At 73.0% G+C, this 26,337-nt stretch carries 29 protein-coding genes; 7 read left to right on the forward strand and 22 right to left on the reverse strand.

The genetic code is table 11. The annotated features are described in order from the left end of the window. Positions 1-17 precede the first annotated feature (17 nt). A complete protein-coding gene (locus ACDF64_RS15990) occupies positions 18-1,082 on the forward strand; it encodes an AI-2E family transporter (RefSeq protein ID WP_394552349.1) in 1,065 nt (354 codons plus the stop codon). A 19-nt stretch (positions 1,083-1,101) separates the two neighbouring features. Here ACDF64_RS15990 and ACDF64_RS15995 read toward each other — a convergent pair whose 3' ends face one another. The 9 genes from ACDF64_RS15995 to rpsB form a co-directional block, all read right to left on the reverse strand. Then, positions 1,102-1,836 (reverse strand): alpha/beta hydrolase, encoded by a 735-nt coding sequence (locus ACDF64_RS15995; protein WP_394552350.1) that lies wholly within the window; start codon positions 1,834-1,836, stop codon positions 1,102-1,104. Further along, the gene (locus ACDF64_RS16000) at positions 1,833-2,141 is read right to left on the reverse strand and encodes a hypothetical protein (RefSeq protein WP_394552351.1); all 309 of its coding nucleotides are present in this window, start codon (positions 2,139-2,141) and stop codon (positions 1,833-1,835) included. The genes ACDF64_RS15995 and ACDF64_RS16000 overlap by 4 nt, the downstream gene beginning before the upstream one ends. Before the next feature lie 82 nt (positions 2,142-2,223). After that, the gene (locus ACDF64_RS16005) at positions 2,224-2,802 is read right to left on the reverse strand and encodes a lytic transglycosylase domain-containing protein (protein WP_394552352.1); all 579 of its coding nucleotides are present in this window, start codon (positions 2,800-2,802) and stop codon (positions 2,224-2,226) included. A gap of 158 nt (positions 2,803-2,960) precedes the next feature. Further along, positions 2,961-3,515, reverse strand: a complete 555-nt coding sequence (locus ACDF64_RS16010) for a DivIVA domain-containing protein (protein WP_394552353.1) — start codon at positions 3,513-3,515, stop codon at positions 2,961-2,963. A gap of 20 nt (positions 3,516-3,535) precedes the next feature. Beyond that, entirely contained in the window at positions 3,536-4,525 is a 990-nt protein-coding gene (locus ACDF64_RS16015) for a phosphatidate cytidylyltransferase (RefSeq protein ID WP_394552354.1), read from the reverse strand. A gap of 7 nt (positions 4,526-4,532) precedes the next feature. Continuing rightward, positions 4,533-5,087, reverse strand: coding sequence for a ribosome recycling factor (frr, locus tag ACDF64_RS16020; protein WP_394552355.1), 555 nt, complete (start codon positions 5,085-5,087; stop codon positions 4,533-4,535). A 31-nt stretch (positions 5,088-5,118) separates the two neighbouring features. After that, complete coding sequence (pyrH, locus tag ACDF64_RS16025) at positions 5,119-5,850, reverse strand: UMP kinase (RefSeq protein WP_394552356.1); 732 nt, start codon at positions 5,848-5,850, stop codon at positions 5,119-5,121. Between the two features lie 148 nt (positions 5,851-5,998). Then, positions 5,999-6,829: a translation elongation factor Ts gene (gene tsf / locus ACDF64_RS16030; protein ID WP_394552357.1), complete on the reverse strand. Its 831-nt coding sequence runs from the start codon at positions 6,827-6,829 to the stop codon at positions 5,999-6,001. 46 nt (positions 6,830-6,875) lie between these two features. After that, positions 6,876-7,805: a 30S ribosomal protein S2 gene (gene rpsB, locus ACDF64_RS16035; protein WP_394552358.1), complete on the reverse strand. Its 930-nt coding sequence runs from the start codon at positions 7,803-7,805 to the stop codon at positions 6,876-6,878. Between the two features lie 274 nt (positions 7,806-8,079). On the opposite strand from rpsB, the gene ACDF64_RS16040 reads away from it, so the two are divergent. Beyond that, on the forward strand, positions 8,080-8,763 hold the full coding sequence (locus ACDF64_RS16040; protein WP_394552359.1) for a murein hydrolase activator EnvC family protein: 684 nt from the start codon (positions 8,080-8,082) through the stop codon (positions 8,761-8,763). Between the two features lie 134 nt (positions 8,764-8,897). On the opposite strand, the gene ACDF64_RS16045 is transcribed toward ACDF64_RS16040, so the two are convergent. The 11 genes from ACDF64_RS16045 to ACDF64_RS16095 all read right to left on the reverse strand — a co-directional run bounded on the left by ACDF64_RS16045 (position 8,898) and on the right by ACDF64_RS16095 (position 18,814). Further along, positions 8,898-9,842 carry a tyrosine recombinase XerC gene (locus ACDF64_RS16045; protein WP_394552360.1) on the reverse strand — a complete coding sequence of 315 codons (945 nt, stop codon included), beginning with the start codon at positions 9,840-9,842 and terminating at the stop codon, positions 8,898-8,900. Beyond that, a complete protein-coding gene (locus ACDF64_RS16050; RefSeq protein ID WP_394552361.1) occupies positions 9,839-10,750 on the reverse strand; it encodes a phosphodiesterase in 912 nt (303 codons plus the stop codon). Before ACDF64_RS16050 ends, ACDF64_RS16045 begins: the two co-directional genes overlap by 4 nt. An 85-nt stretch (positions 10,751-10,835) precedes the next feature. After that, positions 10,836-12,098, reverse strand: coding sequence for a DNA-processing protein DprA (dprA, locus tag ACDF64_RS16055; protein ID WP_394552362.1), 1,263 nt, complete (start codon positions 12,096-12,098; stop codon positions 10,836-10,838). Continuing rightward, complete coding sequence (locus tag ACDF64_RS16060; protein WP_394552363.1) at positions 12,095-13,636, reverse strand: YifB family Mg chelatase-like AAA ATPase; 1,542 nt, start codon at positions 13,634-13,636, stop codon at positions 12,095-12,097. The genes dprA and ACDF64_RS16060 overlap by 4 nt, the downstream gene beginning before the upstream one ends. After that, on the reverse strand, positions 13,636-13,992 hold the full coding sequence (locus tag ACDF64_RS16065) for a YraN family protein (RefSeq protein ID WP_394552364.1): 357 nt from the start codon (positions 13,990-13,992) through the stop codon (positions 13,636-13,638). Before ACDF64_RS16065 ends, ACDF64_RS16060 begins: the two co-directional genes overlap by 1 nt. 143 nt (positions 13,993-14,135) lie before the next feature. Next, complete coding sequence (locus tag ACDF64_RS16070) at positions 14,136-15,764, reverse strand: FAD-dependent oxidoreductase (protein ID WP_394552365.1); 1,629 nt, start codon at positions 15,762-15,764, stop codon at positions 14,136-14,138. Positions 15,765-15,943: 179 nt separating this feature from the next. Continuing rightward, entirely contained in the window at positions 15,944-16,267 is a 324-nt protein-coding gene (locus tag ACDF64_RS16075; protein WP_394552366.1) for a DUF2469 family protein, read from the reverse strand. A 6-nt stretch (positions 16,268-16,273) separates the two neighbouring features. Further along, positions 16,274-16,960, reverse strand: a complete 687-nt coding sequence (locus tag ACDF64_RS16080) for a ribonuclease HII (RefSeq protein WP_394552367.1) — start codon at positions 16,958-16,960, stop codon at positions 16,274-16,276. Position 16,961: 1 nt separating this feature from the next. Continuing rightward, on the reverse strand, positions 16,962-17,711 hold the full coding sequence (lepB, locus tag ACDF64_RS16085; RefSeq protein WP_394552368.1) for a signal peptidase I: 750 nt from the start codon (positions 17,709-17,711) through the stop codon (positions 16,962-16,964). A gap of 81 nt (positions 17,712-17,792) precedes the next feature. Beyond that, the gene (gene rplS, locus ACDF64_RS16090) at positions 17,793-18,140 is read right to left on the reverse strand and encodes a 50S ribosomal protein L19 (protein WP_394552369.1); all 348 of its coding nucleotides are present in this window, start codon (positions 18,138-18,140) and stop codon (positions 17,793-17,795) included. 182 nt (positions 18,141-18,322) lie between these two features. Further along, positions 18,323-18,814 carry a hypothetical protein gene (locus tag ACDF64_RS16095; RefSeq protein WP_394552370.1) on the reverse strand — a complete coding sequence of 164 codons (492 nt, stop codon included), beginning with the start codon at positions 18,812-18,814 and terminating at the stop codon, positions 18,323-18,325. An 87-nt stretch (positions 18,815-18,901) separates the two neighbouring features. Between ACDF64_RS16095 and map the strand changes: the two genes are divergently transcribed. After that, complete coding sequence (gene map / locus ACDF64_RS16100) at positions 18,902-19,669, forward strand: type I methionyl aminopeptidase (protein ID WP_394552371.1); 768 nt, start codon at positions 18,902-18,904, stop codon at positions 19,667-19,669. 13 nt (positions 19,670-19,682) lie between these two features. On the opposite strand, the gene nirD is transcribed toward map, so the two are convergent. Continuing rightward, positions 19,683-20,090 (reverse strand): nitrite reductase small subunit NirD, encoded by a 408-nt coding sequence (nirD, locus tag ACDF64_RS16105; protein ID WP_394552372.1) that lies wholly within the window; start codon positions 20,088-20,090, stop codon positions 19,683-19,685. A gap of 266 nt (positions 20,091-20,356) precedes the next feature. On the opposite strand from nirD, the gene nirB reads away from it, so the two are divergent. The 4 genes from nirB to ACDF64_RS16125 are packed head-to-tail and all read left to right on the forward strand — an operon-like array spanning position 20,357 to position 26,044. Next, positions 20,357-22,960 carry a nitrite reductase large subunit NirB gene (nirB, locus tag ACDF64_RS16110; RefSeq protein ID WP_394552373.1) on the forward strand — a complete coding sequence of 868 codons (2,604 nt, stop codon included), beginning with the start codon at positions 20,357-20,359 and terminating at the stop codon, positions 22,958-22,960. Next, entirely contained in the window at positions 22,957-23,733 is a 777-nt protein-coding gene (gene cobA, locus ACDF64_RS16115; RefSeq protein ID WP_394552374.1) for a uroporphyrinogen-III C-methyltransferase, read from the forward strand. The genes nirB and cobA overlap by 4 nt, the downstream gene beginning before the upstream one ends. Beyond that, a complete protein-coding gene (locus ACDF64_RS16120) occupies positions 23,730-24,860 on the forward strand; it encodes a uroporphyrinogen-III synthase (RefSeq protein ID WP_394552375.1) in 1,131 nt (376 codons plus the stop codon). Before cobA ends, ACDF64_RS16120 begins: the two co-directional genes overlap by 4 nt. Beyond that, the gene (locus tag ACDF64_RS16125) at positions 24,857-26,044 is read left to right on the forward strand and encodes a ThiF family adenylyltransferase (RefSeq protein WP_394552376.1); all 1,188 of its coding nucleotides are present in this window, start codon (positions 24,857-24,859) and stop codon (positions 26,042-26,044) included. The genes ACDF64_RS16120 and ACDF64_RS16125 overlap by 4 nt, the downstream gene beginning before the upstream one ends. A gap of 20 nt (positions 26,045-26,064) precedes the next feature. On the opposite strand, the gene ACDF64_RS16130 is transcribed toward ACDF64_RS16125, so the two are convergent. Further along, positions 26,065-26,334, reverse strand: a complete 270-nt coding sequence (locus ACDF64_RS16130) for a MoaD/ThiS family protein (protein ID WP_394552377.1) — start codon at positions 26,332-26,334, stop codon at positions 26,065-26,067. Positions 26,335-26,337: the final 3 nt, after the last annotated feature.

Raw genomic sequence — 26,337 nt, forward strand, 5'->3', positions numbered from 1 at the left:
CGGGCGAGGGGGCCGGCGTGCGGATCCAGAACGCGTTCCGGGTCGGCCTCGTCGGCACGCTCGGCGTGGGCGTCGGCCTCCTCATCCTCTACTCGATCGCCAGTCTCTCGACGATCCTCACGTACGTCGGAGCGGCGCTCTTCCTGGCCCTCGGCCTCGAACCGGCAGTGTCCTGGTTCGAGCGCCGGGGGCTTCCCCGTTGGGCCGCCATCCTGGTCGTCATCGCGCTCGTCGCGGTGGTCGCGGCCGGCCTCCTGCTCGCCGTCATCCCGATCATCGCGGACCAGGTGACCGACCTCATCGAGGCGGTGCCCGGGATCGTCCTCCGATTCAGCGGCACCGAGTGGCTCGACGCGCTGCAGGAGCAGTTCCCGATGATCCGGGTCCGCGACATCTACGACTCGCTGTCGGACGCGGTGCTCGAGTTCGTCGGGAATCCGAGCAAGCTGAGCGAGCTCGCGGGCGGCGTGCTCGTCGTCGCGGTCGCGGTCGGGAGCGGCCTGTTCGCCTTCGTGATCGTGTTCATCCTGACGCTCTACTTCACGGCGTCGATCAACCCGATGAAGCGCGGCCTGGTCCAGCTCGTGCCGGCCTCGCGTCGCGATCGATTCGCCGACCTCACCGAGCAGATCACGGACTCGGTCGGCCACTACGTGATCGGCCAGGTCTCGCTCGCCGCGATCAACGGCGCCGCGAGCTTCGTCTTCCTCTCGATCATCCAGGCGCCGTTCCCCGCGGTGCTCGCGTTCGTGGCCTTCGTGTTCTCGCTCGTGCCGCTCGTCGGCACGCTCACCGGATCCATCCTCATCGTGCTGATCTGCCTGCTGCCGGGACTCGGCTCGCCGCTCACGGCGCTCGCCGCCGCGATCTGGTACCTGCTCTACATGCAGGTGGAGGCATACGTCCTCTCGCCCCGCATCATGAACCGCGCCGTGAAGGTCCCGGCGGCCGTCGTCGTCGTCGCCGCGCTCGCGGGCGGCACGCTGCTCGGCATCCTCGGCGCCCTCATCGCGATCCCCGTCGCCGCGGCGATCCTGCTCATCGTGCGCCAGGTCGTCATCCCCTGGCAGAACGCGCGCTGAGGCTCGAGCGGAGCCCCCTTCAGGCGGACGCGACCGGCCAGGTCGTCGGCAGGGGCGCGGAACCCGGCACGACCTCGTCGACGATCTCGTCGAGCACGCGCCGCGTCTGCGCCTCGCCCACCCAGAGGTGCTTGCCGCCCTCGACCGCGACGACCCGCGCGTGCGGCACCGCGGCGAACCGCTCGAAGGCCTCCTTCGGCCGGAGGAAGTCGTCGTGCTCGGGGACGATCGCGAGCAGCGGGACATCCTGCCCGTTCCATCCCGCGAGCTCCTCGTCGCTCGTGCGGCGCAGCGGCGGCGACAGCAGGATGACGCCTTCGATGTCGTGCGCGAGGCCGTACTTCAGCGCGAGTTCCGTGCCGAACGACCAGCCGACGAGCCACGGTCGGGGAAGCCCGCGCTCGTGGACGAACGCCATCGCGGCCGCGACATCCGCTCGCTCGTGGACCCCGTCGCCGAACTCGCCCTCGCTCCGACCGCGCGGCGAGACGGTGCCGCGCGTATTGAAGCGCAGCACGGCGAGCCCCGCGAGCGCGGGCAGGCGCGCCGCGGCCTTGCGCAGGATGTGCGAGTCCATGAACCCGCCGTGCGTCGGCAGCGGATGCAGCGTCACGAGCGTCGCGACGGGCGCCCGGTCCACCGGCACGGCGAGCTCGCCGACGAGGGTCAGCCCGTCGGCGGTCCGCAGCTCGATGTCCTCGCGCACGGCGGGCAGCTCGACGCCCGACCTGATCTCGATCACCTCGTCGTTCACGGGTTCGCCGTCCTCCAGCAGCTCGTGTGCCAGTGCCGGCGACCGGCGAGGTCCGCCGCCTCGCCCAGCACGCCGTCGGCCCGCCAGACGACCACGTGCGCGACGCCCGGCGGGATCTCCCGCCCGCACTGCGGGCACGAGTAGCTCTTCAGCGCCTGCGCCTCGGAGACGGGCTGGACGTTCCACTCGCGCCCGCCCCGGGCCTCGGAGCGACGCCAGCCGGCCGTCAGCCGCTCGACGTCGAGTTCGGGATGCCCCGCCCTGGCTCGGGCGGCCCTGCCGTGGGATCGGTTCGAGGGGGCCATCCCCCAATCCTACGAGGGGGACGCGAGGAGCGGACCGCGCGCCGTCGTGCGCCCGAGGGCGGCCGTTCCGGTGCTCGGGGGCTCAGTACCAGCCGCTCTCCTGCGAGTGCGCCCATGCGCCGCACGGCGTGGCGTACCGGCCCTGGACGTAGCCGAGGCCCCACTCGATCTGCGTCGCGGCGTTCGTCTCCCAGTCGGCGCCGGCACTCGCCATCTTCGAACCCGGCAGCGCCTGCGGGATGCCGTAGGCCCCGGAGTTCGCGTTGTACGCGTTCACGCGCCAGCCCGACTCCTTCGACCACAGCGCGACCAGGCAGTCGAACTCGGTCGTCGGCCACCCCCGCGCCGCGACGGCGCCGGCGGCGTACGCCTGTGCGGAGCCCGGATCGGGCGTGATCGCGGGCGGCGCCCAACCCGACGCGGCGGTCTTCGATGCCTTCGCCTTCTCCTCGACGACATAGCCCTCGCGCTGGACGGTCACGTCGTACTCCCCGCCCGCCTCGACGGTCTGCACGTCGAGGCCGCCGAATCGGTCGCCCGAGGCGAATCCCGACGAGGCCGAGGCGCGCACGAACGGATCCGCGAGGTTCACCACCACGAGGCCGAAGACCGAGAGCGTCGCGAGCACGACCGTGGTTCCCTGCTTGACGCGTGCGCCCACCGTGCGCGTCGGCCGACGCACCGGCTGCGGCGAGCGGGGCAGGTCGATCGCCGTGGACCTCCGGGGGACGGCGCGACGTCCGCGGCCCCGGCTCCCGCATGCCTACCCACGAGCAGCCGATCGGAGTGGAACCGGATGCCCCGGTCGACGTCGATCCGTCATCGGACGGCGAGCATGACGTCGACGACGGCGTCGAGCACGAGGTCGACCTGGGCCTCGCGGTAGCCGCCGCGCTGCGCCCGGAACGTCACGGTCCGCACGTCGTCGACGCCGATCGGCCACCCGTCGCGGAAGTACCGGGTCAGCTTGTCGGCGAAGCGGTCGACCTCGTCCACGCGATACCCGAGCACGAGCGGGCCCACGCGGTCGAACCGCGCACGCTCCGGCCGGGAGAGCCGGTTCGCGACGACCTGGGCGGTGGTCCTCGCCTCGGCGAGCCACGCCTCGTCGCCCTGCAGGCGGGCCGCGATCTGCCGCTCCTCCGCCGCGAAGGCGTCCTCGAGCCGTTCGAGGGCCCCGTCGACGTGGGCGGTGGAGTATCCGCCCTTCTGCATCGCGAAGGCGGTCAGGCGGATCGTCTCGGCGGACACGGGCGGGTCGTCGGGCAGCGCGGCGCCGTCGTAGGCGCGTCTGGCGACCTTGAGGAACTCCTCGACCTGCTCGATGCGATAGCCGAGCTGGCCGCGGTGCGCGCGGGGGAACGTCGAAGGCACCGACCCATTATCTCCGATGGTCAGCCGAACAGGCGGAACGCCACGTACGCGACGGCCGCCGAGGGCAGGATCGAGTCCAGCCGGTCGAGGAATCCGCCGTGCCCCGGGAGCCAGGAACTCATGTCCTTGATGCCCAGGTCGCGCTTGATCAGGGACTCGGCGAGGTCGCCCAGCGTCGCGGTGAGCATGATCGCCCCGCCGAAGAGGAGGCCGAACCACCACGGCTGGCCGAGCATCAGGACTGCGATGACCACGCCCGCCACGAGGCTAGTCCCAGCGGCGCCGGCGAAGCCCTCCCACGTCTTCTTCGGGCTGATCACGGGAGCCATCGGGTGCTTGCCGAACGCGAGCCCGAACGCGTACGCGCCGGTGTCGGACGCGACCGCGATGATGATGAACGCGAGGGTCCAGTACTGGCCGCCGTCGGCCGCCGTGAGGACCACCGTGAACGTCGCCAGGAAGGTCACGTACCCCTGGACGAACGCCGACGCGGTCAGGTCGCCGAGCAGGCCGTTCCGGCTGGGGGCTGCGGCACCGCCCTCGATCGCCGCCTCGACGAGCCGCCAGAGCACCACGAGCACGGTGCCCGCGAGCACGGCGATGAGCTGCCCGCCCGGGCCGAAGTAGTACGCGATGGGCACGGTGATCACCGCGACCGCGACCGACGGCACGAGCGGCACGCGGATCTGCGCCTTGCGGAACGCCTGCGTGAGCTCGAGGCTCGCGAAGGTCGCCACGACGACTGCGAAGAGCATGAACAGCTCTTTCACGACGAGCAGGCTCAGCAGCAGCGCACCGCCGAACGCGACGCCGATCACGATCGCGAGGATCAGGTTCCGGCCGGTCCTGGCCTTGATCTTCTCCTGCGCCTGGTCGAACTGCGCGCGCGACGCCTCGAACTGACGCTCGAGGTCGACGCGCTTGGCGTGCACCTGTGCCCGGAACTCGCCGCGCCCGTTGGGATCAGGCCCATCGGCGCCCGGCGGCTCCCCATCCTCGACGCCCGACATGGTCCCCCTAGACCTCGAGGAGTTCGGCTTCCTTGCGCTTCAGGGCCTCGTCGATCGCGTCGACGTTCGTCTTCGTGATCTGCTCGAGCTCCTTCTCCGCGCGGGCCACCTCGTCGTCCCCGACCTCGCCCTTGAGCGAGTCCAGGTCGTCCTTCGCCTTGCGACGGATGTTCCGGACCGACACGCGCGCGTCCTCCGCCTTCGCGCGGACGAGCTTGACGAACTCCTTGCGGCGTTCCTCGGTGAGCTCGGGGAGCGTCACGCGGATGATGCTGCCGTCGTTGGTGGGGTTCGCGCCGAGGTTCGGCATGTCCCGGATGGCCTGCTCGATGTCCTTCAGGGCGCTCTTGTCGTAGGGCGTCACCACGAGCGTGCGCGCCTCGGGGTTGTTCAGCGAGGCGAGCTGCGCGAGCGGCGTCGGGGTGCCGTAGTAGCTCACCGAGATCTTCTGGAAGAGCTGCGGATTCGCGCGACCGGTGCGGACCGTGGCGAAGTCCTCCTTCGCGACCTCGACGGCCTTGTGCATGCGTGCGGTGGCATCGGACAGTACATCCGCGATCACGGGAGCTCCTTCGTTCGCTACTCGGGTCAGTCTATCGGCCGAGCACCGGCGCGCCGTTGCGCACCACGGTGCCGAGGCTCTCGCCGAGGATCGCCTTCGTCACGTTTCCCGCGGGCTCCATGCCGAACACGAGCATCGGCATCCCGTTGTCCATGCAGAGGCTGAACGCGGTCGAGTCGACGACCTTGAGTCCGCGCTGGAGCGCCTCCTGGTACGAGATCTCGTCGATCTTGTGCGCGTCGGGGTTGGTGCGCGGGTCGTCCGAGTACACGCCGTCGACGCCGTTCTTCGCGACCAGGACCACGTCCGCGTCGATCTCGAGTGCGCGCTGGGCGGCCACGGTGTCGGTCGAGAAGTACGGCAGGCCCGCTCCGGCGCCGAAGATCACGACGCGCCCCTTCTCGAGGTGGCGCTCCGCGCGCCGCGGGATGTACGGCTCGGCGACCTGGGTCATCGCGATGGCGGACTGGACGCGGGTCTCCGCGCCGGCCTGCTCGAGGAAGTCCTGGAGGGCGAGCGAGTTCATGACCGTGCCGAGCATGCCCATGTAGTCGGCGCGCCCGCGGTCCATGCCCCGCTGGCTCAGCTCCGCCCCGCGGAAGAAGTTGCCGCCGCCGACGACGATCGCGACCTCGACGGTCCGCGCGGCGTCCGCGATCTCACGGGCCAGCGAGCTGACGACGTCCGGGTTGACGCCGAGGGCCCCACCTCCGAACGCCTCCCCCGAGAGCTTCAGCATCACCCTGCGCCTGCGTTCGGTCATCCCCAACCGTCCTTTCGGTCCCGTGTCAAAGGTAGTGGCTCATCCCGGTTCGCGCCGGGTTCGTGCAGCGGATGCCTCGTCGGCGGAGTCCGCGCACAGGAAAGGGGAGCCCGGTCGCTTGCGCGGACCGGGCTCCCCTCACGTCGACTTACGCGCCGACCTTGAAGCGGGCGAAGTCGGAGACCGTCAGGCCGGAGTCCTGGAGGACCTTGGCGATGACGAGCTTGTTGTCCTTCGCGTACTCCTGCTCGAGGAGGGCGACCTGCTTGAAGAAGGCGCCGAGACGACCCTCGACGATCTTCGGGAGGGCGGCCTCGGGCTTGCCCTCCTCGCGGGTGATCTGCTCGACGAGCGCGCGCTCCTTCTCGACGGCCTCGGCCGGGACGTCCTCACGCGTGAGGTACTCCGGCGCGGCGAACGAGATGTGCTGCGCGATCGACCGGGCGGTCTCCGCGTCGGCACCGGCGTACCCGACGACCACGCCGACCTGCGGGGGCAGGTCCTTCGAGGTCTTGTGCAGGTAGATCGCGAACTGCTCGCCCTTGACGAGGCGGACGCGGCGGAGCTCGACCTTCTCGCCGAGGATGGCGGCATCCTCGTCGATGACGGCACCGACGGTCTTGCCCTCGGCCGGCGCGGCCAGGGCGGCCTCGACGGTCTCGGCGCGCGACGCGGCGACCGCCGCGAGCACGCGGTCGGCGAGGCCGACGAACTTCTCGCCCTTGGCGACGAAGTCGGTCTCGCAGGCGAGCTCGAGGAGCGTGGCGGTGCCGTCGCCGTTGTCGACGGCGGCGACGAGGCCCTCCGAGGTGGAGCGGTCGGCGCGCTTCGCGTTGCCCTTGGCACCCTTCAGGCGGAGGATCTCCGTCGCCTTCTCGAGGTCGCCGTCGGCCTCGACGAGCGCGTTCTTGGTGTCGGTCATGCCGGTCCCGAGCTGCTCGCGGAGCGCCTTGATGTCGGCGATGCTGACGTTGGCCATGTGGAATGGACTCCCTGTCGTGTCGGAGTGGTGGAAGAGGGTGCGACTACTCGGCGTCGGCCTCGGCGACGACCTCGGTCGCCTCCGTCTCGACGACCTCGGCAGCCTCGACGACCTCGGCCGTCTCGGCGACGACCTCGGCAGCCTCGGCCTTGGCCTCGGCCTCGGTCTCCGCGACCTTCTCGGTCTCGGCGGAGGCCTGCTCCGGCGTGGTGGCGGCGCCGGCCTGGAGGAGCTCCTGCTCCCACTCGGCGAGCGGCTCGGCCTCCTGGCCCTCCTCGGGCTTCTGGTGGCGCTGGATGAGGCCCTCGGCGGCGGCGTCGGCGATGATGCGGGTGAGCAGGCTCACCGAGCGGATCGCGTCGTCGTTGCCGGGGATCGGGAACTGGACCTCGTCGGGGTCGCAGTTCGTGTCGAGGATGCCGATGACGGGGATGCCGAGCTTCTTGGCCTCGTCGATCGCGAGGTGCTCCTTCTTGGTGTCCACGACCCACAGCGCCGACGGCGTCTTGGTGAGGTTGCGGATGCCGCCGAGCGACTTGTGGAGCTTGTCGAGCTCGCGCTTCTTGAGGAGGAGCTCCTTCTTGGTGAAGCCCGAGGTGGTGCCCTCGAAGTCGAGCTCCTCGAGCTCCTTCATGCGGGCGAGGCGCTTCGACACCGTGGTGAAGTTGGTGAGGAGGCCGCCGAGCCAGCGCTGGTTCACGTAGGGCTGGCCGACGCGCGTGGCCTGCTCGGCGATCGACTCCTGCGCCTGCTTCTTGGTGCCGACGAAGAGGATGGTGCCACCGTGGGCGACCGTCTCCTTGACGAAGTCGTACGCCTTGTCGATGAAGGCGAGCGACTGCTGCAGGTCGATGATGTAGATGCCCGAGCGCTCGGTGAAGATGAAGCGCTTCATCTTCGGGTTCCAGCGGCGGGTCTGGTGTCCGAAGTGGACGCCGCTGTCGAGCAGCTGGCGAATGGTGACGACGGCCATGACCGTCCTCCTTCTCGTTCTCAGTTGGATGCCCCGGCCGGCGGCCGGAAGCCCTGGTGCCCGGCACGGCTCCGCCTGCTCGCGCTCCTGGGAGCGTTCGCGGGACTGAATGGAGTCGGTGGCCGAATGGGCACGCGTAGTCGCCCCGATGCACGAGGCGCTCTCGCAACTCTAGCACCCGGAGGCATCCTCCCCAATTCGCGGACCGGTCCCGCGCTCCCCTGCTCGGACGGCTCCGCATGCGACGTCGGGCCACACGCGCGATGCTCTCGGGATGTCCCGTCGCCGATGCTCCCCCGCCGGTTCGGCCGCAGCCCGCGCCCGACGGGTTCCCCGAGCTCGCGCGGGCGGCCGCCTGCTCGTGCTCGTGGTGGTGGTCGTCGCCGCGATGCTCGCCGCACCGGCGACGGGCGCGCTCGCCCTCGTGCTCGCCCTCGCCTGCCCGGAGCCCGCGCGAGCCGTCGAGACCGGCGCACGCGAGGCCGGCGCACGCGAGGCCGGCGCACGCGAGGCCGGCGGAAGCCAGACCGGCGCCGGCGAGGCGGATTGGAGCTGGCCGGTCCCCGTGCCGATCCGCGTGCTCGCGCCGTACCGGGCTCCGGCCACCGCGTACTCGGCCGGCCATCGCGGCATCGACGTCGCCGCGACGCCGGGCTCCGCGGTCGCCGCCCCGGCGCCCGGCGTGGTCGCGTTCTCGGGCATGGTCGCCGGTCGGCCGGTGGTCACGATCGACCACGGCGACGGCGTCGTGAGCTCGATGGAGCCGGTCGCCGGCCTCGTCGAGGTCGGGACCCGCGTGGCGGAGCGGGCCGTGATCGGCACGGTCGCCGGCGGAGGGCACTGCGACGGAGCCTGCGTGCACCTGGGTGTCCGGGTCGACGGGGCGTACGTCTCGCCGTTCCGCTTCCTCGGCGGCGTGCCGCGCTCGGTGCTGCTGCCCTGGCGCGACGTGCGCTGACCCGCCCACGCGTCCGGCCGGGCGTCGGGCCGACATCGGTCGGCCGGCACGGGTCGAGCCGCGCGCGGTGCGTGCGACGTCGGCGGCCTTGCTGGCCCTCGCGCGGTTCGGCCCCGCGCGGATCGGGTGGCCGATCAGGCCCGCGGATGCGCGAGGCGGTAGCTCTCCTTCAGCCGCTCGGAGGAGACGTGCGTGTACACCTGCGTGGTGCCGAGACTCGCGTGTCCGAGGAACTCCTGCACGGCGCGCAGGTCCGCCCCGCCGTCGAGGAGGTGCGTCGCGGCGGTGTGCCTGAGTGCGTGCGGGCCCGCGGGCCCGGATCCGGGAAGTTCCGACAGCAGGCCGGCGACGAGCCGGTGCACCGCCCGGACGCCGATGCGCGCTCCGCGCGCGCCGAGGAACACCGCGGGCTCGGATGCACCGCCGTCGTCGCGTGCGGCGAGGAGCGCGACGCGGGCGTGGTCGAGGTAGCGGTCGAGCGCCGCGGCCGCGGGCGCGCCGTACGGCACGACGCGCTCCTTCGCGCCCTTGCCGAGCACGCGGAGGGTTCGACGGCCCCGGTCGACCCCGGCGCGGTCGAGCCCGGCGAGTTCGGACACCCGGATCCCGGAGGCGTAGAGCACCTCGACGATCGCGAGGTCGCGCACGGCGATCGGATCCCCGCCTGCGGCCCCGGCCGCGAGCCCGGCGAGCAGCTCGTCCATCGCCTGTCGGCCGACGACGCGCGGGAGGGTCCGGTGCGCCCGCGGCGTGCGGAGGCGCGCGCCCGGATCCGCGGGCAGGCTCCCGCGGCGCGCGAGCCAGGCGGTGAACCCGCGCGCGCTCGCGGCGCGCCGCGCCAGCGTGGTGCGCGCGAGCCCACGATCGGCCGCGTCGCCCAGCCAGTCGCGGAGCAGCGGCAGTTCGATTCCGTCGACCGCCTCGACGCCCGCGCGACGCGCGAACGCCCGCAGGTCGCGCAGGTCCGCGCGGTACGCGGCGACGGTGTTCGGCGACAGCCCGCGCACGGTGCGCAACCGTTCGAGGTACGTCGCGACGGCCGGCTCGAGGTCGACGTCGGGCGGGGCGTCGCCGCTCATGCCGACGCCTTGCGCGAGAACCGCTCGAAGCGGGCGTCCGGATCGAGGCGCTCGATGCCGTCGAGGTAGGCCGCGTCGAAGCGCGCGACGACCTCGAACGGTCCGACCGGGACCGCGCTCGAGACCACGGAGCCATCGGCGAAGCAGTGCACGAGCGAGAAGCTGCGCCCGCCGTCGACGCCGATGAGTTCGCGCGGGTCCGCCGACACGTCGATCGCGTACGCGAGCGCTCCGGCGACCGTCACGGGGATGCCCGCGAACAGGCCGTTCGTCGGGTAGTGGAGGTGTCCCCCGAGGATCGCCCGCACGTCGCTTCCTCGGAGGAGGTCGGCGAGCGCGTCCTGCGCGCGGAGCTCGAGCAGGTCCATGAGCGCGACCGGGGACGGGATCGGCGCGTGGTGCATCGTGAGGAGCGTGCCGGCGGGCGCACGCTCGGCGAGCACCTCCGAGAGCCAGTCGAGCGAGGCCGGCGATGCCTCGCCGTGATGCCAGCCCGGCACCGACGTGTCGAGCGAGACGATGCGCAGCCCGCCGCTCCATGCGACGTGGTCGACCGGGGTGTCGTCGTCGGGGTCGCCGCCGAGCAGCACGGCGCGGAACGGCCCCCGCTCGTCGTGGTTGCCGATGGTCCACACGAGTTCGGCGCCGGCCGCGGCCGCGACCGGTGCCAGGTGCTCGCGGGCGATCCGGTACGCGTCGGCCTCGCCCACGTCGGCGACATCACCCGTGACGACGATCGCGTCGAGCGACGCCCCCAGCCTGCCGAGCTGCCGCACCGCCCCGGCGAGCGCCGCCACGGTGTCGACGATCCCGCCCAGGGGTGCGCCGCCGGCGCGCAGGTGCAGGTCGCTCACGTGGGCGACGACGTGCTGCGCCGTCGGGTATCGGCCGAGCCGGGGTGCGTCCATGTGCCCTCCTCGGCGCCAGCCTAGGGTGCCCGTCGGACGAACCCGGGTGGTCCGCCCGGCGGGGCGCGGCGGCCCGGAACCTGCCTCAACGCGCGAGCCAGCCGGACTCGCGGCGTGCCGCGCGCCCCTCCGCTTCGAGCGTTCCGAGGATCCCCATGACCCGCCTGGGATCGAGGCCGCTCCGGCGCGCGACGTCGTCGATCTCGCGTGCGGAGCGCCGGCTGAGCGCATCCAGTACGCGCACCGCGTCGGGCGCCGGGCGCGCCTGCGGTCCGCCCGCGTCGGCCGGGCCGTCCGGCGGCACCGCGTCCGTCCGCCCACCGCCGATCCCGATCGACGCGGACGCGCCGACGAGTTCGGCGACCTGGTCGGCATCGGTCACGCACACCGCGTCGTACTCGCGGAGGAGTCGGTGGCACCCCGCGGAAGCCGCGCTCGTGACGGGTCCCGGCACCGCACCGAGCGGTCGGCCGAGGGATGCCGCGTGGCCCGCCGTATTGAGCGAACCCGATCGCCATCCTGCCTCGACCACGACCGTGGCGGCGCTCGACGCCGCGATCAGCCGGTTCCGTTGCAGGAATCGCCACCGAGTGGGTGCGGCGCCGCACGGGACCTCGGAGGCCAACGCGCCGGACGCCGTGATCCGCGTCAGCAACTGCTCGTGCCCTGCGGGGTAGAAGCGGTCGACTCCCCCGGCCAGGTACGCGACGGTGGTCCCGCCGCTGCCGAGCACCGCGCGGTGGGCCATCCCGTCGATGCCGTAGGCACCGCCCGACACGATCGTGAACCCGCGATCCGACAGGCCCGCGGCGAGCTCGGCGGTCACGTGCTCGCCGTAGCCCGTCGCGGCCCGTGCGCCGACCACCGCGATGGCGGGCCCGGTGCCTCGGAGCGCGGCGGGGTCCCCGCGCACCCAGAGCGCGAGCGGCGCGTGCGCGCCGAGGTCGTCGAGCCCGGTCGGCCACGCCTCGTCGGTCGGGAGCACGAGCCGGGCCCCGATCCGTCCCGCCTGCGCGAGCGCCCGCTCGGCGCTCGGCAGGTGCAGTCGAGGCATCCATCGCGCGATGCCCTCCTCGAGGGCCTTCGGCCGGACCGCGATCCCCGAATCGCCGACCGCCCGGACGAGCGCCGACCCGTCGCGGGCGGCCAACAGGAGGTCCGCGAGCCCGTCGGCGCCGAACGCCTCGACGAAGGTGCCCATGAGGCCGTCCCCCGGCTCCGCGACGCCGCCGAGGAGCGCTCGGGCGGCCGCCGGACGGTCGTCCGATTCCCGACCGACTCCGGCGACGAGGCTCCCGATCCGGTCCAGCCATCCGGCGAGGCCGCCCGGCACACCCGTTCCGCTCATGCCGCCAGTCCCTTCCGCAGGTAGAGCGCGCGACCGACCGCCGCCGCATCGGGTCGTTCGGTGCCCTCCAGGTCGCTCATCGTCCACGCGACCTTCAACACGCGGTCGTAGCCGCGCATGGTGATCACGCCGCGCTCGAGCGCGCGGTCGACCGGAGCCGTCGCGCGACTGCCGAGGCGCCGGTCGCCGTGCCGGAGCCACGGCCCGGGGACCTCGGCGTTCGTCCGCCACGGCGTCTGCGCGAGGCGCTCGCCCGCGATCGATCGCGCCCGGGACACGCGGTCGCGCGCCTCGGCCGTGCTCAGCCCGGGGCGCTCGGCCGCCACCCGCAGCATCGCCGCGGTCATGCGCGGCACGCGGAGCTGCACGTCGATCCGGTCGAGCAGCGGGCCGGAGATGCGGCTGAGGTAGCGACGCCGCACGATCGGGGCGCACGTGCACTCGGTGTCCCGCACGCCCCACTCGCCGCAGGGGCACGGGTTCGCCGCGAGCACGAGCTGGAACCGCGCGGGGAAGGTCGCGACCGCGTTCGCGCGGTGGATGCTGATCGTGCCCGACTCGAGCGGTTGGCGGAGGACGTCGAGCACCGATGCGGCGAACTCCGGTGCCTCGTCGAGGAACAGGACGCCGTGCGAGGCACGCGCCGCCGCGCCCGGCCGGATGAGCCGGCTGCCGCCGCCGACCATGGCCGCCGCGGTCGCCGTGTGGTGCGGCGCCTCGTACGGCGGACGCACCGAGAGCGAACCGCCGGGCGGCTGCCCGGACAGCGACCTGAGGGAGGCCACCTCGAGGGCGGCCTCGGGCAGCAGGTCCGGGAGGAGCCCCGGCAGCCTCGACGCCAGCATCGTCTTCCCCGCTCCCGGCGGACCGGCGAGGAACACGTGGTGGCCGCCGGCCGCCGCGACGAGCAGGGCCTCGATGGCCTCGGCGTTGCCCGCGACATCCGCGAGGTCGCCCGCGGCCGTCCCGCCTTCGCCGTCCGGCCGCACGGCCAGCGGCACCTGCTCCACCGGAACCGGCGCGAAGCGCCCGCCGTGGTGGATCGCGGCATCGAGCAGCGACGTCGCGCCGACGACGCGGACCCCCGGGACGAGCGAGGCTTCCGCCACGTTCGCCGCGGGCACCATGACGGTCTCGTGCCCCGCGCGGGCGGCCGCGAGGACCGCCGGCAGGATGCCGTCGATCGGACGGAGCCGACCGTCGAGGCCGAGCTCGCCGAGGTGCACGGTGGACTCGATCGCGAGGGGATCGATCTGGCCGGCCGATGCCAGGCAGGCGACGGCGATCGCGAGGTCGAAGCCGGACCCGTGCTTCGGCAGCGCCGCGGGCGACAGGTTCACGGTCAGCCGACGCTGCGGCAGGGGGCATCCTGCGTTGACGGCCGCCGAGCGGACCCGCTCGCGCGCCTCGCCGAGCGCCGCGTCGGGGAGCCCGATGATCACGAACGCGGGCAGCTGGCTCGAGAGGTCGGCCTCGACCTCGACCACCGAGCCGGTGAGGCCGAGGAGCGCGATGGCGCGCGTGCGTGCGACGGGCATCAGCCCACTCCGACGAGGTGCTCGACGACGGCGGGACCGCCGGCCGGCGCGAGGATCGCGACCGCGTCGAGGCGGATGCGACCCGCAGGGCCCTCCGACTGCTCGCACCAGGCCAGGGCGAGCCGGCGCATGCGGGCGAGCTTGCGGGCGGTGATCGCCTCGAACGGATGTCCGTAGCCCTCCGCGGACCGCGTCTTGACCTCGACGAAGACCGTCTCGCGCCCGTCGCGGGCGACGATGTCGATCTCGCCGTGCCGGCAGCGCCAGTTGCGCTCGAGCACGACCATGCCGCGCGCCTCGAGATGGCCGGCCGCGAGCTCCTCGCCGCGCCGACCGAGTTCCGTGTTGTGGGCCATCCGCACCACCTCCGGCGACCAGCGTGCGCCCCCGCCCGCGGGCGCACCGCCCGATCGCCGGCGGAGTGGGACGATCGGCGCAGGCCCGCCCTCGGGAGGACAGGTCGCGGGCGCTCGCCGCGCGCGTCAGCGCGGCACGCGGCTCAGTGCGACTCCGCGCGCGTCAGCGCCAGGAACTGGTGGGCGAAGGCGACCGCCATCCCGCCCTCGCCGACCCCCGCCGCGACGCGCTTCACCGAACCCGACCGGACGTCGCCGATCGCGAACACCCCGGGCACGCTCGTCTCGAGCGCGAACGGGCGCCGTTCCGGTCCCCAAGCTTCGGTGGCGGCGGCGTCGGCACCCGTCAGGACGAACCCGTGCCCGTCGCGGGCGACCTCGTCCGGGAGCCATCCGGTCTCCGCATCGGCGCCGATCATCACGAACAGCACCGGCACGCGTCGCCGCGAGACGTCCCCGGTCCGCGCATCGCGCACGTCGATCTCCTCGAGGTCCGTCCCGCCGTGGAGGCCCACGACCTCGCTGCGCGTGTCGACCCGGATCCCGTCGTTCTGCGCGATCTGGTCGATCAGGTACCGCGACATACTCGCCTCGAGCCCGTCGCCCCGCACCAGCATCGTGACCGATCGGGCGAGCCTCGAGAAGAAGATCGCCGCCTGCCCCGCCGAGTTGCCGGCGCCGATGATGCAGACGTCCTGGCCGCGGGCGACCGCCGCATCGCTCCGGGCGGCGCCGTAGTAGACCCCGTTCCCGAGGAACCGGTCGATGCCCGGCACGGGCAGGCTGCGCCACTGCACGCCGGTCGCGACGATCACCACCGACGCGCGCAGCACGGAGCCGTCCTCGAGCACCACCTCCCGGGTCGCGGGGTCGATCGATCGCGCCTCGCGCGTGACCAGGATCTCGGCGCCGAGCCGGCGGGCCTGCGTGAGCGCGCGCCCGGCGAGATCGTCGCCCGAGATGCCGAACGGGAACCCCGTGTAGTTCTCGATGCGCGTCGACGTGCCCGCCTGCCCGCCCGGAGCGAGGCTCTCGATCACGACCGTCCGCAGGCCCTCGGCCGCCGCGTTCACGGCCGCGGTGAGGCCGGCCGGGCCGCCGCCCAGGATGACCACGTCGTACTCGTCGCCCGTCGGCTGCACGTCGAGCCCGACCGCGTCGGCCACCTCGCGCATGGTCGGGTCGACGAAGTGCTCGCCGTCGCGCAGGCGCAGGATCGCGCGGGCGCCGTCCGGCAGGTCGTCGGTCACGATCCGCTCGAATGCGACGCGATTGCGGGCGAGGAACATCGCGAGTTCGCGCACGCGCGCGTCGACGCGCGGGCCGACGACGTGGGCCTGGATGTCGGCCTGCTCCGCGGCGAGTTCCTGCAGCGAGTCGAGGTAGCGGCGTGCGAGCCACGCGACGCGCGTCGGAATCGCGGGCGCCATGGCCGCGAGCGTGTAATACGCCTCGACGTCGAGCTTGATGATGCGTGCCGCGCCCTTCGCGCGTCCGCTGGCCGGGAACGGCGTGCTCAGCGTCATCGGCACCTCGCCGAAGAACCGGCCGGGCTCGCGCGTCCCGATGACGCGCTCCTCGCCGTTCACGACCTTGGTGAGCTCGGCCCGCCCCTCGACGACCACGAAGAGCGCGCGCTCCTCGCCCTCGTGCACGAAGTACTCGCCGGGCGTCAGCCGGATGTCCTCGACCTCGTCGACGAGGTAGTCGATCGCGGTCGCAGGGAGCTTCGCGAAGATCGGCAGCGCACGCAGCTCGGCCTCGGTGATCACGCTGGACCCCCGTCGTGCGGGGCGGTCCGGGACCCGGCCCCGTCGCGGCGGCGACGGCCGGCGTCGGGTGCGGCATCGATCCGATCGGGCACGCGCCGACGGTATCGGCCGCACGGATGCAGCGTCAATGACGCGTTCGGGTGCCACCGTCGGGGTCGCGCCGACGGCGGGGCATCCGGCTACTCGTCGAGCGCGAGTTCCTTGGGCAACTCGAACTCGCGCGTCGCGAGCTCCTCGACGTTCACGTCCTTGAACGTGAGCACGCGCACGCTCTTCACGAACCGGTCGGCGCGGTAGACGTCCCAGACCCAGACGTCCTTCATCGTGAGCTCGAAGTAGAAGTCGTGCTCGGTGTCGCGCCGCACGAGTTCGACCTCGTTGGCGAGGTAGAACCGGCGCTCCGTCTCGACCACGTACTGGAACTGCGTGACGATGTCGCGGTACTCGCGGTACAGGGCCAGCTCGACCTCGCGGTCGTAATCTTCGAACTCGTCCTCATCCATCGGGATTCATCCTACGCCGAGGTCGAAGAGCGCCGGTGCGTCGGCCGCGCGCTCCAGGTGCAGCCACGTGCGCCGGTGCAGGTCGCTCGGGCCGTGTTCGTCGAGCGCCTGGAAGTGGGCGCGCGTCGAGTAGCCCTTGTTCTCGTCCCAGCCGTAGCGGGGGTCCGCGCCGTGCGCGGCGCGCATCCCGCGGTCGCGGTGGACCTTCGCGATCACCGATGCCGCCGAGACGCTCGCGCAGTCGCGGTCCGCCTTGATCCGCGTGATGACGCGGGCCTCGCGGCGGATCGACGCGCTCAGCCAGTCGTGGTTGCCGTCCAGCAGGAGCGGCGAGCCGGTGGGGAGCTCGGATGCCTCGACGAGCCGCGCGTACGCGCGCGCACCCGCGAGGCCGAGGCACGCCATGATCCCGAGCTCGTCGATCTCGGCCGCGCTCGCCTCGCCGACCGCCCAGCCGCGCACCCACGCGGCCGCACGCGGCGACAGCAGCTCGCGCTTCGGCTCCGGCAGGAGCTTCGAGTCGCGCAGGCCCGCCGGCATCCGGCGCACGGACGGATCGATGACGACGAGGCCGACCGTCACGGGGCCGGCCAGCGCGCCGCGGCCGACTTCGTCGCACGCGAGCACGACGGATGCCCCGGAGTCGAACAGTTCGCGTTCGACCTTCAGGTTCGGGACGTGGCCTGCCGCCATGTCATTCGCCGTCCGGGTCGACGCCCTCGAACACCTCGGGGTAGTTCGGGAGCCAGGCCCAGTGCGAGACGGGCCAGCTCACGACGAACGCGCGGCCGACCACGTTCTCGATGGGCACGAAGCCGCCGAGCGGCGTGTCGCCGTTGTAGCGGGAGTCCTTCGAGTTGTAGCGATTGTCCCCCATGACCCAGAGCATGCCCTCGGGCACGACCTGGTCGAAGTCGTCGCGCGAGACCTTCGTCTCGCCCTCGGGGAGCGTGATGTACGGCTCGTCGAGCGGGACGTCGTTGACGCTCATCTGCCCGAACGCGTTGCAGCAGGTCACGTGGTCCCCCGGCAGCCCGATGACGCGCTTGACCAGGTGGTCGTTCGAGTCCGGCGCGGAGAGGCCGACGAACGCGAGGAACCCGTCGACCGCGGCGACCAGGGGCGGTTGCTCCGGGGCCACGGTCGCGGGGAGCCAGCCGCCCGGGTCGCGGAAGACGACGACGTCGCCGCGTTCGATCGGCATGACCTCGGGGACGAGCTGGTTCACGATGATCCGGTCGTCGACCTCGAGGGTCTGCTCCATCGACTGCGACGGGATGAAGAACGAACGGATCAGGAAGGTCTTGATGAGGAAGGAGACCAGGACGGCCACCACGAAGATGACCAGGAGGTCGCGGACGAACAGCAGCACCCCGCGCTTCCTGCGCTTCGCCGCCGTGTCCCCATCGCGGTGTGCGCGTGTGGTGCGTGTGTCTTCTGTCATTTAACCGTCCGAGCTCCCCACCCAGTGTAGGGGTGGGGAGCTCGGTGGATCGTCGCGGAGACGAGTGCTCGCGTGTCGCGATCAGCTCTCGCGCTTCTCCTTGATCTTGGCCTTCTTGCCGCGCAGTTCGCGGAGGTAGTACAGCTTCGCGCGACGGACGTCACCGCGGGTGACGATCTCGATGTGGTCGATGATCGGGGAGTGCACCGGGAACTTGCGCTCGACGCCGACCTGGAAGCTGATCTTGCGGACCGTGAAGGTCTCGCGGACGCCCTCGCCCTGGCGGCCGATGACGACGCCCTGGAAGACCTGGATGCGCGCGCGCGTGCCTTCGATGATGTTGACGTGCACCTTGACGGTGTCGCCGGGGCGGAAGTCGGGAACGTCCGACCGGAGGCTCGCGGCGTCGACGTGGTCGAGGATCTGCATGATGTTCGCTCTCTGCGCCCGCAACCGGTCGAACGCGGATCAAATGGATGAAGTGTGCGGTGCCGCCCGCGCGAGTTCGCGCACGCGTGCTCCCCGGAGGCAGAGACCTGCGGCGGCACAAACAACCATTCTGCCAGATCCGGGCCCGCACGCCAAAGCGAGGCGTCCCGGGCCGTCCGGGTTCAGTCGCGCGACTCGTGGATGATGAAGACGTCCCCGTCGCCGTCGTCGGACGGCGGCTTCCCCGGCGCGTCGGCCGGGCCCTGGCCGGCGAGGCGCTCGTACTCGGCCATCGTGGCCTGCATGCGCTTGGCACCGTCGGTCACGAGCTGCCACAGGGAGGTCCAGAACGCCGCGACCGCGGCGACCAGCGCGAGCACGCCGAACAGGACCGCACTCGATCCGTAGAACCCGGCGGCGACGATGAGCAGGTGCCACAGGCCGATCACCCCGACGTCGAGCCACGAGACCGCGCGCTCCGCGCGGACCGACGGCCGCGCCTGCACCATGAGCGCGATCACGAGCAGCGCGAGGAAGTTCGACGGGATCGTGATGAGCAGCCCGAGCGTGGTCCATCCGCCGGAGCCGTAGACGGCCCAGCCGACCACGAGCCAGATCGGCAGCACGACCGCGGCAGGGAACAGCCAGCGGAGGAACCCTCGCCGAATCACCATGCCTTCAGGCTAGCCCGCACCCCCGATGACGGAACGGGGTGTTCACTCAGGGCGGAGCAGACAGAATGGTGTGCGGAGAGGACTGCCGTGATCGAACTGAGGACCCCCGCCGAGCTCGAGGAGATGCGGCCCGCGGGCCGCTTCGTCGCCAGCGTGCTCGAGGAGACCGCCGCCGCCGCGAAGGTCGGCGTCAACCTGCTCGAGCTCGACGCGATCGCGCACGAGCTGATCCGCCGGCGCGGCGCGGAGAGCTGCTACATCGACTACCACCCCTCCTTCGGCGCGAGCCCCTTCGGCAGGGTGATCTGCACCTCGGTCAACGACGCCGTGCTGCACGGCCTGCCGTTCGACTACACGCTGAAGGACGGCGACCTGCTCAGCCTGGACTTCGCGGCGAGCGTCGACGGCTGGGTCTCCGACTCGGCGATCTCGCTCGTCGTGGGCACGCCGCGCGACGAGGACCTCCGGCTCATCCGCACGACCGAGCGCGCGCTCGAGGCCGGCATCGCCGCGGCGCGCGCGGGCAACCGCATCGGCGACATCTCGCGCGCGATCGCCGACGTCGCACGCGAGCAGGGCTACACCATCAACACGGACTTCGGCGGACACGGCGTGGGACGCACGATGCACGGCGACCCGCACGTGCCGAACAACGGCCGCCCTGGTCGCGGCCTGCCGTTGAAGCCCGGGCTGGTCATCGCGATCGAGCCGTGGTTCCTGCAGACCACCGACCGCATCTTCACCGATCCGGACGGCTGGACGCTGCGCAGCGCAGACGGGTCGCGCGGCGCGCACTCGGAGCACACGGTCGCCGTCACCGACGGCGACCCCATCGTCCTCACCGCCCGCGGGTAGCGGGCCGCACCCGCTACGCGGGGATCGCGACCTCGAGCACGCCGTCGGCGACGCGCGCGCGGTAGGCGCCGAGCCGCAGCGACGGATCGCTGAAGCACTCGCCCGTCACCAGGTCGTAGACCTCCTTGTGGAGCGGCGACGCGACGGTCGGGCGGTCGTTCCGCGAGCCGACGATGCCCCGCGCCATCACGGGCGCGGACGTGTGCGGGTCCAGGTGGTCGACCGCGTACACCTCGTCGCCCGCGGGCCCGCCGAGGCGGAACACCGCGATCTGGCGGCCCTCGACGAGCGCCGCCTCGCCCCACGCGGGCTCGAGGTCGTCGACACGGCACACGGCCTGCCACCGCGCCGCGGTCGCGGCATCCGGACGGCCGGCGACCCGGTCGATGCGCTCTGCGGGTCGTTCGACGGCGATGCTCATGGTCGGCTCCTGTCGCTCGGCCCGCTGGAGCGGGCTCCGTTCACGTGCGGGGCATCCACGCCTCGGATCGACCGGATGCCTCGGCGGCACGCTACGCGCGGGCTGTTTCACCGACCCGCGCCCCTCGTTACCCCGAGGTGAAACCCACCTCACGTCGGCCCCGGCGCGATGTGCGCCGGGAGTCGAACGGCGGTTACATGAGGGCAAATCCGCCGAAACGCCACCGCCGTACCGTGGGCGCAACCCGGCACGAGGAGGCGGACAGCATGCGAGAGCACGACCAGGAACCGACGGACCACAGGGACGCGAAGCGCGTCGTGGTGGTCGGCGGCGGCCCAGCCGCCCATCGGCTCGCGGACAGCCTGTGCGCCCGCGACACGGGCGCATCCATCGCGCTCACGGTGATCACCGAGGAGGCGCGCCTCCCCTACGACCGCGTCGCGCTGAGCAAGCGGCTCGAGGGCGACGTCGACCTCACCCTGCAGCCGACGTCCGTCTGGGACGCCGACCGCGTCGAGCTGCGCGTCGGCGACGCCGTGGTCGAGGTCGACCCGCTGGCGAAGGTCCTGCGCACCGCCTCGGGCGAGGTCCTCGCGTGGGACGAGCTCGTCCTGGCGACCGGCTCGAGCGCACCCGTGCCCGCGATCGTCGGCTCGGAGCTCGCGAAGGTCTACCGCACCATCGACGACGTCGACTGGCTCGTCGCCGAGGTCGAGCGGCTGGCCGGGGAACTCGGGCGACCGGCCCGCGTGCTCGTCGCGGGCGGCGGCCTGCTCGGCCTCGAGGCCGCGGGCGGGCTCGCGCGCCGCGGCGCGGACGCCGCGATCGTGCACTCGGGCGGCTGGCTCATGTCGGCCCAGCTCGACGAGGGCGCCGGCCGCGCGCTCGGACGCATCATCTCGGGCCAGGGCATCGCGCTCCACCTCGGCACGCGTCCGCAGACGATCGTCGAGGAGAGCGGCCGCGTCGTCGGCGTCGCGTTCACGAACGGCCAGCGCGTGCTCGCCGACATCGTCGTCTTCGCGATCGGCATCGCACCGCGGGACGAGCTCGCCCGCGCCATGGGCCTCGAACTCGGGCCGCGCGGCGGCGTCGCGATCGACACCTCCTGCTCGAGCTCGATCCCCGGGATCTGGGCGATCGGCGAGGTCGCGAGCTTCGAGGGCCGATGCACGGGCCTCGTGGCCCCCGCGAACGCGATGGCCGAGGTCGTCGCGGACCGGCTCCTCGGCGGCGCCGCCGAGTTCACCGAGGTCGACGACGCGACCAAGCTCAAGCTGTCGGGCGTGGACGTCGCGAGCTTCGGGGACGCGCTCGCGAAGGCCGAGGGCGCCCTCGAGATCGTGTACGCCGACCCGGCGCGCGGAATGTACCAGAAGCTCGTCATGACCGACGACGCCAAGACCCTGCTCGGCGGCATCTTCGTCGGCGACGCCGCGCCGTACACGTCGCTGCGTCCGCTGCTCGGAACCGAGCTCTCGCACGAGCCGGCGGCCTACCTCTCGGCCTCGGGCATGGAGGCGCCTGGCGGCGACGACCTGCCCGACGCGGCCCTCGTCTGCGCGTGCAACGCGGTGAGCGCGGGGTCGATCCGCGACGCCATCGCCCACGAGGACGGCTGCACCGAGCTCGGCACCCTGAAGGCCTGCACGCGTGCCGGGACCCAGTGCGGCAGCTGCGTGCCGCTCGTGAAGAAGCTCCTCGAGGGCGAGCTGCGCAAGTCCGGCATCGCGGTGTCGACGGCGCTGTGCGAGCACATCCCGATGTCGCGGCAGGAGCTCTTCGAGTCCGTGCGGGTCCTCCAGCTCACGAGCTTCGACGACATCATCGCGCGGCTCGGCACGGGTCGCGGCTGCGACATCTGCAAGCCCGTCATCGGCTCGATCCTCGCCAGCCAGCACAACGGCTACATCCTCGACTCGGGTCGCGGCACGCTCCAGGACACCAACGACCGCGCGATGGCGAACATGCAGAAGGACGGCACGTACTCGGTCGTCCCGCGCATCCCGGCCGGCGAGATCACGCCCGACAAGCTCGCGGTCATCGCCGAGGTCGCGATGGAGTACGGCCTCTACACGAAGATCACGGGCGGCCAGCGGATCGACCTGTTCGGCGCGCGCCTGGACCAGCTCCCCGACATCTGGAAGAAGCTCGTCGACGCCGGGTTCGAGTCGGGCCAGGCGTACGGCAAGTCGCTCCGGAACGTGAAGAGCTGCGTCGGCTCGACCTGGTGCCGCTACGGCGTCCAGGACTCGGTCGCCATGGCGATCCGGCTCGAGCTGCGCTATCGGGGCCTGCGTTCGCCGCACAAGCTGAAGTTCGGCGTCTCGGGCTGCGCCCGCGAGTGCGCGGAGGCGCGCGGCAAGGACGTCGGCGTCATCGCGACCGACCAGGGCTGGAACCTCTACGTGGGCGGCAACGGCGGCTTCCAGCCGGCGCACGCGCAGCTGCTCGTCGGGGACATCGACGACGAGACGCTCATCCGCTACATCGACCGGTACATGATGTACTACATCCGCACGGCCGATCGGCTGCAGCGCACCGCGCGCTGGATCGAGGACATCGAGGGGGGCCTCGACCACGTCCGCGACGTCGTCGTGAACGACTCGCTCGGCCTCGCCGACGAACTGGAGGCCGCGATGGCTGCGCACGTGGACACGTACGAGGACGAGTGGGCGGCGACTCTCGCGGACCCCGAGCGGCTGCGCCGGTTCCGGTCCTTCGTGAACGCGCCGGGCGTGCCGGATCCCTCGGTGGCGCGCGTGCCGGAGCGCGGGCAGTTGCGCCCGGCCACGCAGGACGAACGCGACCGCGGGGAGGCCGTGCTCATCGCCGGCGCCTCGATCCCGGTGCGGGGGGCCGACGCGTGACCGGCCGCGTGACCCTGGTCGGCGGCGGCCCCGGCGACCCCGAACTGCTCACGCTCCGCGCCGTCCGCGCGCTCGGCGAGGCGGACGTCGTGCTCTACGACCGGCTCGCGCCGCGCTCCGAGCTCGAGCGCCTCGCACCGAACGCGCTGCTGGTCGACGTCGGCAAGCGCCCGGGCCACCACGCCGTGCCGCAGGGCCGCATCGAGGAGCTCATGGTCGACCACGCGCTCCGCGGCGCGCACGTCGTGCGCCTCAAGGGCGGCGACCCGTACGTGTTCGGGCGCGGCAGCGAGGAGGTGCTCGCGTGCCGGCGCGCGGGTGTGCCCGTCGAGGTCGTCCCCGGCGTCTCCAGCGCGATCGCCGTGCCCGCCTCGGCCGGCATCCCGCTCACGCATCGCGGCCTCACCCACCTGTTCACGGTCGTGTCCGGGCACGCCCCGCTCACGGACGACGAACACCGTCATCTGGCGGGGCTCGGCGGTACGATCGTCGTACTCATGGGCGTGAACACCCTTCCCCAACTCGCCGCCGGGCTCCTCCGCTCGGGGCTGTCCGCGACCACCCCCGTCGCGGTCGTCGAGCGCGGCTTCAGCACCGACCAGCGCACGACCGTCGCCGAACTCGGCGACATCGTGATCGCCGCCGGCGTCGCGGGCGTGTCCTCCCCCGCGGTCATCGTCGTCGGCGAGGTGGTCCGCCTCGCCCAGGACGGCGACGCCGACGCCGTCGCGACCCTCGAGCAGGCGGGCACGCTCGCGGGCGAGTCACCGTGAGCGATCCCGGCGACGTCCCACCCGGTTTCCGCCCCGACCAGCTCGAGGGGTTCCGGATCGGCGTCACGAGCGATCGAAGGTCGGCGGACCTCATCGACGCATTCGAGCGTCGGGGCGCGCAGGTGATGCACGCCCCGACGCTTCGCATCGCGAACGCGCAGTCGGACGACCCGGTCATCGACGACACCCGCACGATCATCGAGGCCAAGCCCGACATCCTGCTCGCGACGACCGCGTACGGGATCCGGCGCTGGTTCGAGGTCGCGGACGCCGCGGGCCTCGGCCAGGACCTCGTCGAGACGCTCGCGGAGGCGAGCATCCTCGTGCGCGGGCCGAAGGCCCGCGGGAGCATCCGCGCCGCCGGCCTGAACGACGTGGGCATGAGCGCGCGCGAGACGACCGAGTCGCTCGTCGACCTCGTGCTCGCCGACTACCCGCCGGGCCGGACCGTCGCGGTGCAGCTGCACGGCGAGCTCGACCGCCGCGTGCTCGACCGGCTCGTCGACGCGCACGACACCGTGCTGACCGTCGAACCGTACCGCTGGGTCGCGCCCGACGACACCGACGAGCGCGTCGAGCGGCTGATCGAGGCGATCTGCGCCGAGCGCCTCGACTGCGTGACCTTCACGAGCGCGCCCGCCGTGCACGCGCTGTTCATGGCCGCCGAGCGATGGGGCGCCTACCGCGAGCTCGTCGAGGCGATGCAGGGTCCGGTGATCGCCGCGGCCGTCGGGCCCGTGACCGCGGAGCCGCTCATCGCGAACGGCATCACGCCGATCCAGCCGGACCGCTACCGGATGGGCGCGCTCATCCGGCTCGTGTGCGAGTACCTCGAGGAGCGCGCCGTCATCCGGCTGGACACGAACCACGGCCGCCTCGAGCTGCGCGGCGGCGTCGTCGAGGTCGACGGCACCCGCGTGGCGCTGCCGCCCGCGGGCCTCAGCATCCTGCGCACGCTCGTCTCGGCGGGCGGTTCGGTGGTCACGCGCGAGCGGCTCGCGAGCCGCCTCCCGAACTCCGCGGACGAGCACGCGCTCGAGATGGCGATGAGCCGGCTCCGCCAGGCGATCGGCGTGCCCGGGGTGATCCAGACCGTCGTCAAGCGCGGGTACCGGGTGAACGTGTGACCTCGCTGCCCGTCCTCCCCCTGCACCGGCCGATCGGTCCGCCGCCGTCGCGGCGCGCCGAGCGGCTCGGCCGGCTCGCGGTGCTCGACGGGTTCGGCCACGACGCCGTCGCGCGGCTGCACTCGGCGAGCGTCCTCGTCGTCGGGGCCGGCGGGCTCGGCTCGCCCGCGCTGCTCGGGCTCGCCGCGAACGGCATCGGACGGATCGGCATCGTGGACGACGACGTGGTCGAGGCATCCAACCTCGCCCGGCAGTTCGTGCACCGCCCCGACCGGATCGGCCGGCCGAAGGCCGAGTCGGCCGCGGCCGAGCTGCGCGCGTTCGACCCCGACCTCGAGGTCGTCGCGGTCGTCGAGCGGTTCGCGGATGCCTCCGCCGACCGCCTGCTGGCGGGGTGGGACCTCGTCGTGGACACGGTCGACGACTTCCCGACGCACTACGCGATCGCGGACGCGGCCGCCCGGCGGGGCATCCCGCACGTCTGGGGCAGCGTGCTCGGCTTCGATGCGATGGGCTCGGTGTTCTGGCGTGGACACGGCCCGACCCTGCGCGACCTCTTCCCCGACGAGGATGCCGCGACGCCGGACAGTTGCGCGCTGACCGGCGTGCTGTCGTCCGCCTGCCTCGAGCTCGGCGCCCTGCTGGCGGGCGAGGCCGCGAAGCTCGTCGTCGGGTTCGGCGCGCCGCTCGTCGGCCGCGTGGCGGTGCAGGACGCGCGCACGGGCGTGCGGCGCGAGATCCCCCTCACCGCATCGGATGCCCCGGCCGGCGGCCCGTCCGCCGGGATCGGCACGACGCTCGGCGATGCGCTCGCGGCCGCGGGCCCCGGATCGACCGCGGCGCCCGTGCCCGTGCCCGTGCCCGTGCCCGTGCCCGTGCCGACCGTCGGTCCCGACGAGCTCGCCGCCCTCCTGGCCGACGGCGACGTGGGCCTCGTCGACGTCCGGCCGTCCGCCGAACGCACCGCCGGGGTGATCGATCCCGACCGCACGCGCGAACTCGACGACGTGCTGGCCGGGCCGCCCGGCGACGGGCTCGTCGTGGTCTACTGCGCCGCCGGGATCCGGTCGGTCCCCGCGACCCGGCGCCTGCTCGAGGCCGGGTTCCGCGCCGCGTCGCTCTCGGGCGGGTACCGCGCCTGGGCGACGACGCGCGCGTCGAGCGCCGCGAGCGCCGAGCGGTAGCGCGAGGCCGCTCCGCGCCCCTATCCCCCGGCGAACGGCGGCAGCACGTCGAGCCGGTCGCCCGGCGCGAGCGCGTGTCCGCGCTCGCGCGTCGAGCGGCCGTTCACGATGAAGCTGCACCGCGCGAGCAGCTCCGACAGCCTGGTCTCGGCGGCCCGTCCCGGGTCGACGCGGGACACCAGCCGGCCGAGGACGGCGTCGATCGTCTCCCCCGGCTCGACCGCGAGCTGCTCGCCGTCGGTGCCGAGCGCCGCGGCCACCGCGGCGAAGTAGCGGATCTCCAGCTGCACGGT

This window comes from Agromyces sp. MMS24-JH15 (assembly GCF_043518605.1).
Taxonomy (GTDB): domain Bacteria; phylum Actinomycetota; class Actinomycetes; order Actinomycetales; family Microbacteriaceae; genus Agromyces.

Excerpts from the sequence above, each read along its gene's own strand:
- nirD (WP_394552372.1), bottom strand. The coding sequence starts at position 20,090 with ATGAGCATCGCCGTCGAACGACCCGCAGAGCGCATCGACCGGGTCGCC.
- ACDF64_RS16045 (WP_394552360.1), bottom strand. The coding sequence starts at position 9,842 with ATGAGCGGCGACGCCCCGCCCGACGTCGACCTCGAGCCGGCCGTCGCG.
- ACDF64_RS16065 (WP_394552364.1), bottom strand. The coding sequence starts at position 13,992 with ATGGCCCACAACACGGAACTCGGTCGGCGCGGCGAGGAGCTCGCGGCC.
- ACDF64_RS16075 (WP_394552366.1), bottom strand. The coding sequence starts at position 16,267 with ATGGATGAGGACGAGTTCGAAGATTACGACCGCGAGGTCGAGCTGGCC.
- ACDF64_RS16000 (WP_394552351.1), bottom strand. The coding sequence starts at position 2,141 with ATGGCCCCCTCGAACCGATCCCACGGCAGGGCCGCCCGAGCCAGGGCG.
- ACDF64_RS16040 (WP_394552359.1), top strand. The coding sequence starts at position 8,080 with ATGTCCCGTCGCCGATGCTCCCCCGCCGGTTCGGCCGCAGCCCGCGCC.
- ACDF64_RS16095 (WP_394552370.1), bottom strand. The coding sequence starts at position 18,814 with ATGGTGATTCGGCGAGGGTTCCTCCGCTGGCTGTTCCCTGCCGCGGTC.
- ACDF64_RS16080 (WP_394552367.1), bottom strand. The coding sequence starts at position 16,960 with ATGGCGGCAGGCCACGTCCCGAACCTGAAGGTCGAACGCGAACTGTTC.
- dprA (WP_394552362.1), bottom strand. The coding sequence starts at position 12,098 with ATGAGCGGAACGGGTGTGCCGGGCGGCCTCGCCGGATGGCTGGACCGG.
- nirB (WP_394552373.1), top strand. The coding sequence starts at position 20,357 with ATGCGAGAGCACGACCAGGAACCGACGGACCACAGGGACGCGAAGCGC.
- ACDF64_RS16015 (WP_394552354.1), bottom strand. The coding sequence starts at position 4,525 with ATGTCGGGCGTCGAGGATGGGGAGCCGCCGGGCGCCGATGGGCCTGAT.
- rpsB (WP_394552358.1), bottom strand. The coding sequence starts at position 7,805 with ATGGCCGTCGTCACCATTCGCCAGCTGCTCGACAGCGGCGTCCACTTC.
- ACDF64_RS16050 (WP_394552361.1), bottom strand. The coding sequence starts at position 10,750 with ATGGACGCACCCCGGCTCGGCCGATACCCGACGGCGCAGCACGTCGTC.
- lepB (WP_394552368.1), bottom strand. The coding sequence starts at position 17,711 with ATGACAGAAGACACACGCACCACACGCGCACACCGCGATGGGGACACG.
- pyrH (WP_394552356.1), bottom strand. The coding sequence starts at position 5,850 with ATGACCGAACGCAGGCGCAGGGTGATGCTGAAGCTCTCGGGGGAGGCG.
- rplS (WP_394552369.1), bottom strand. The coding sequence starts at position 18,140 with ATGCAGATCCTCGACCACGTCGACGCCGCGAGCCTCCGGTCGGACGTT.
- tsf (WP_394552357.1), bottom strand. The coding sequence starts at position 6,829 with ATGGCCAACGTCAGCATCGCCGACATCAAGGCGCTCCGCGAGCAGCTC.
- ACDF64_RS16060 (WP_394552363.1), bottom strand. The coding sequence starts at position 13,636 with ATGCCCGTCGCACGCACGCGCGCCATCGCGCTCCTCGGCCTCACCGGC.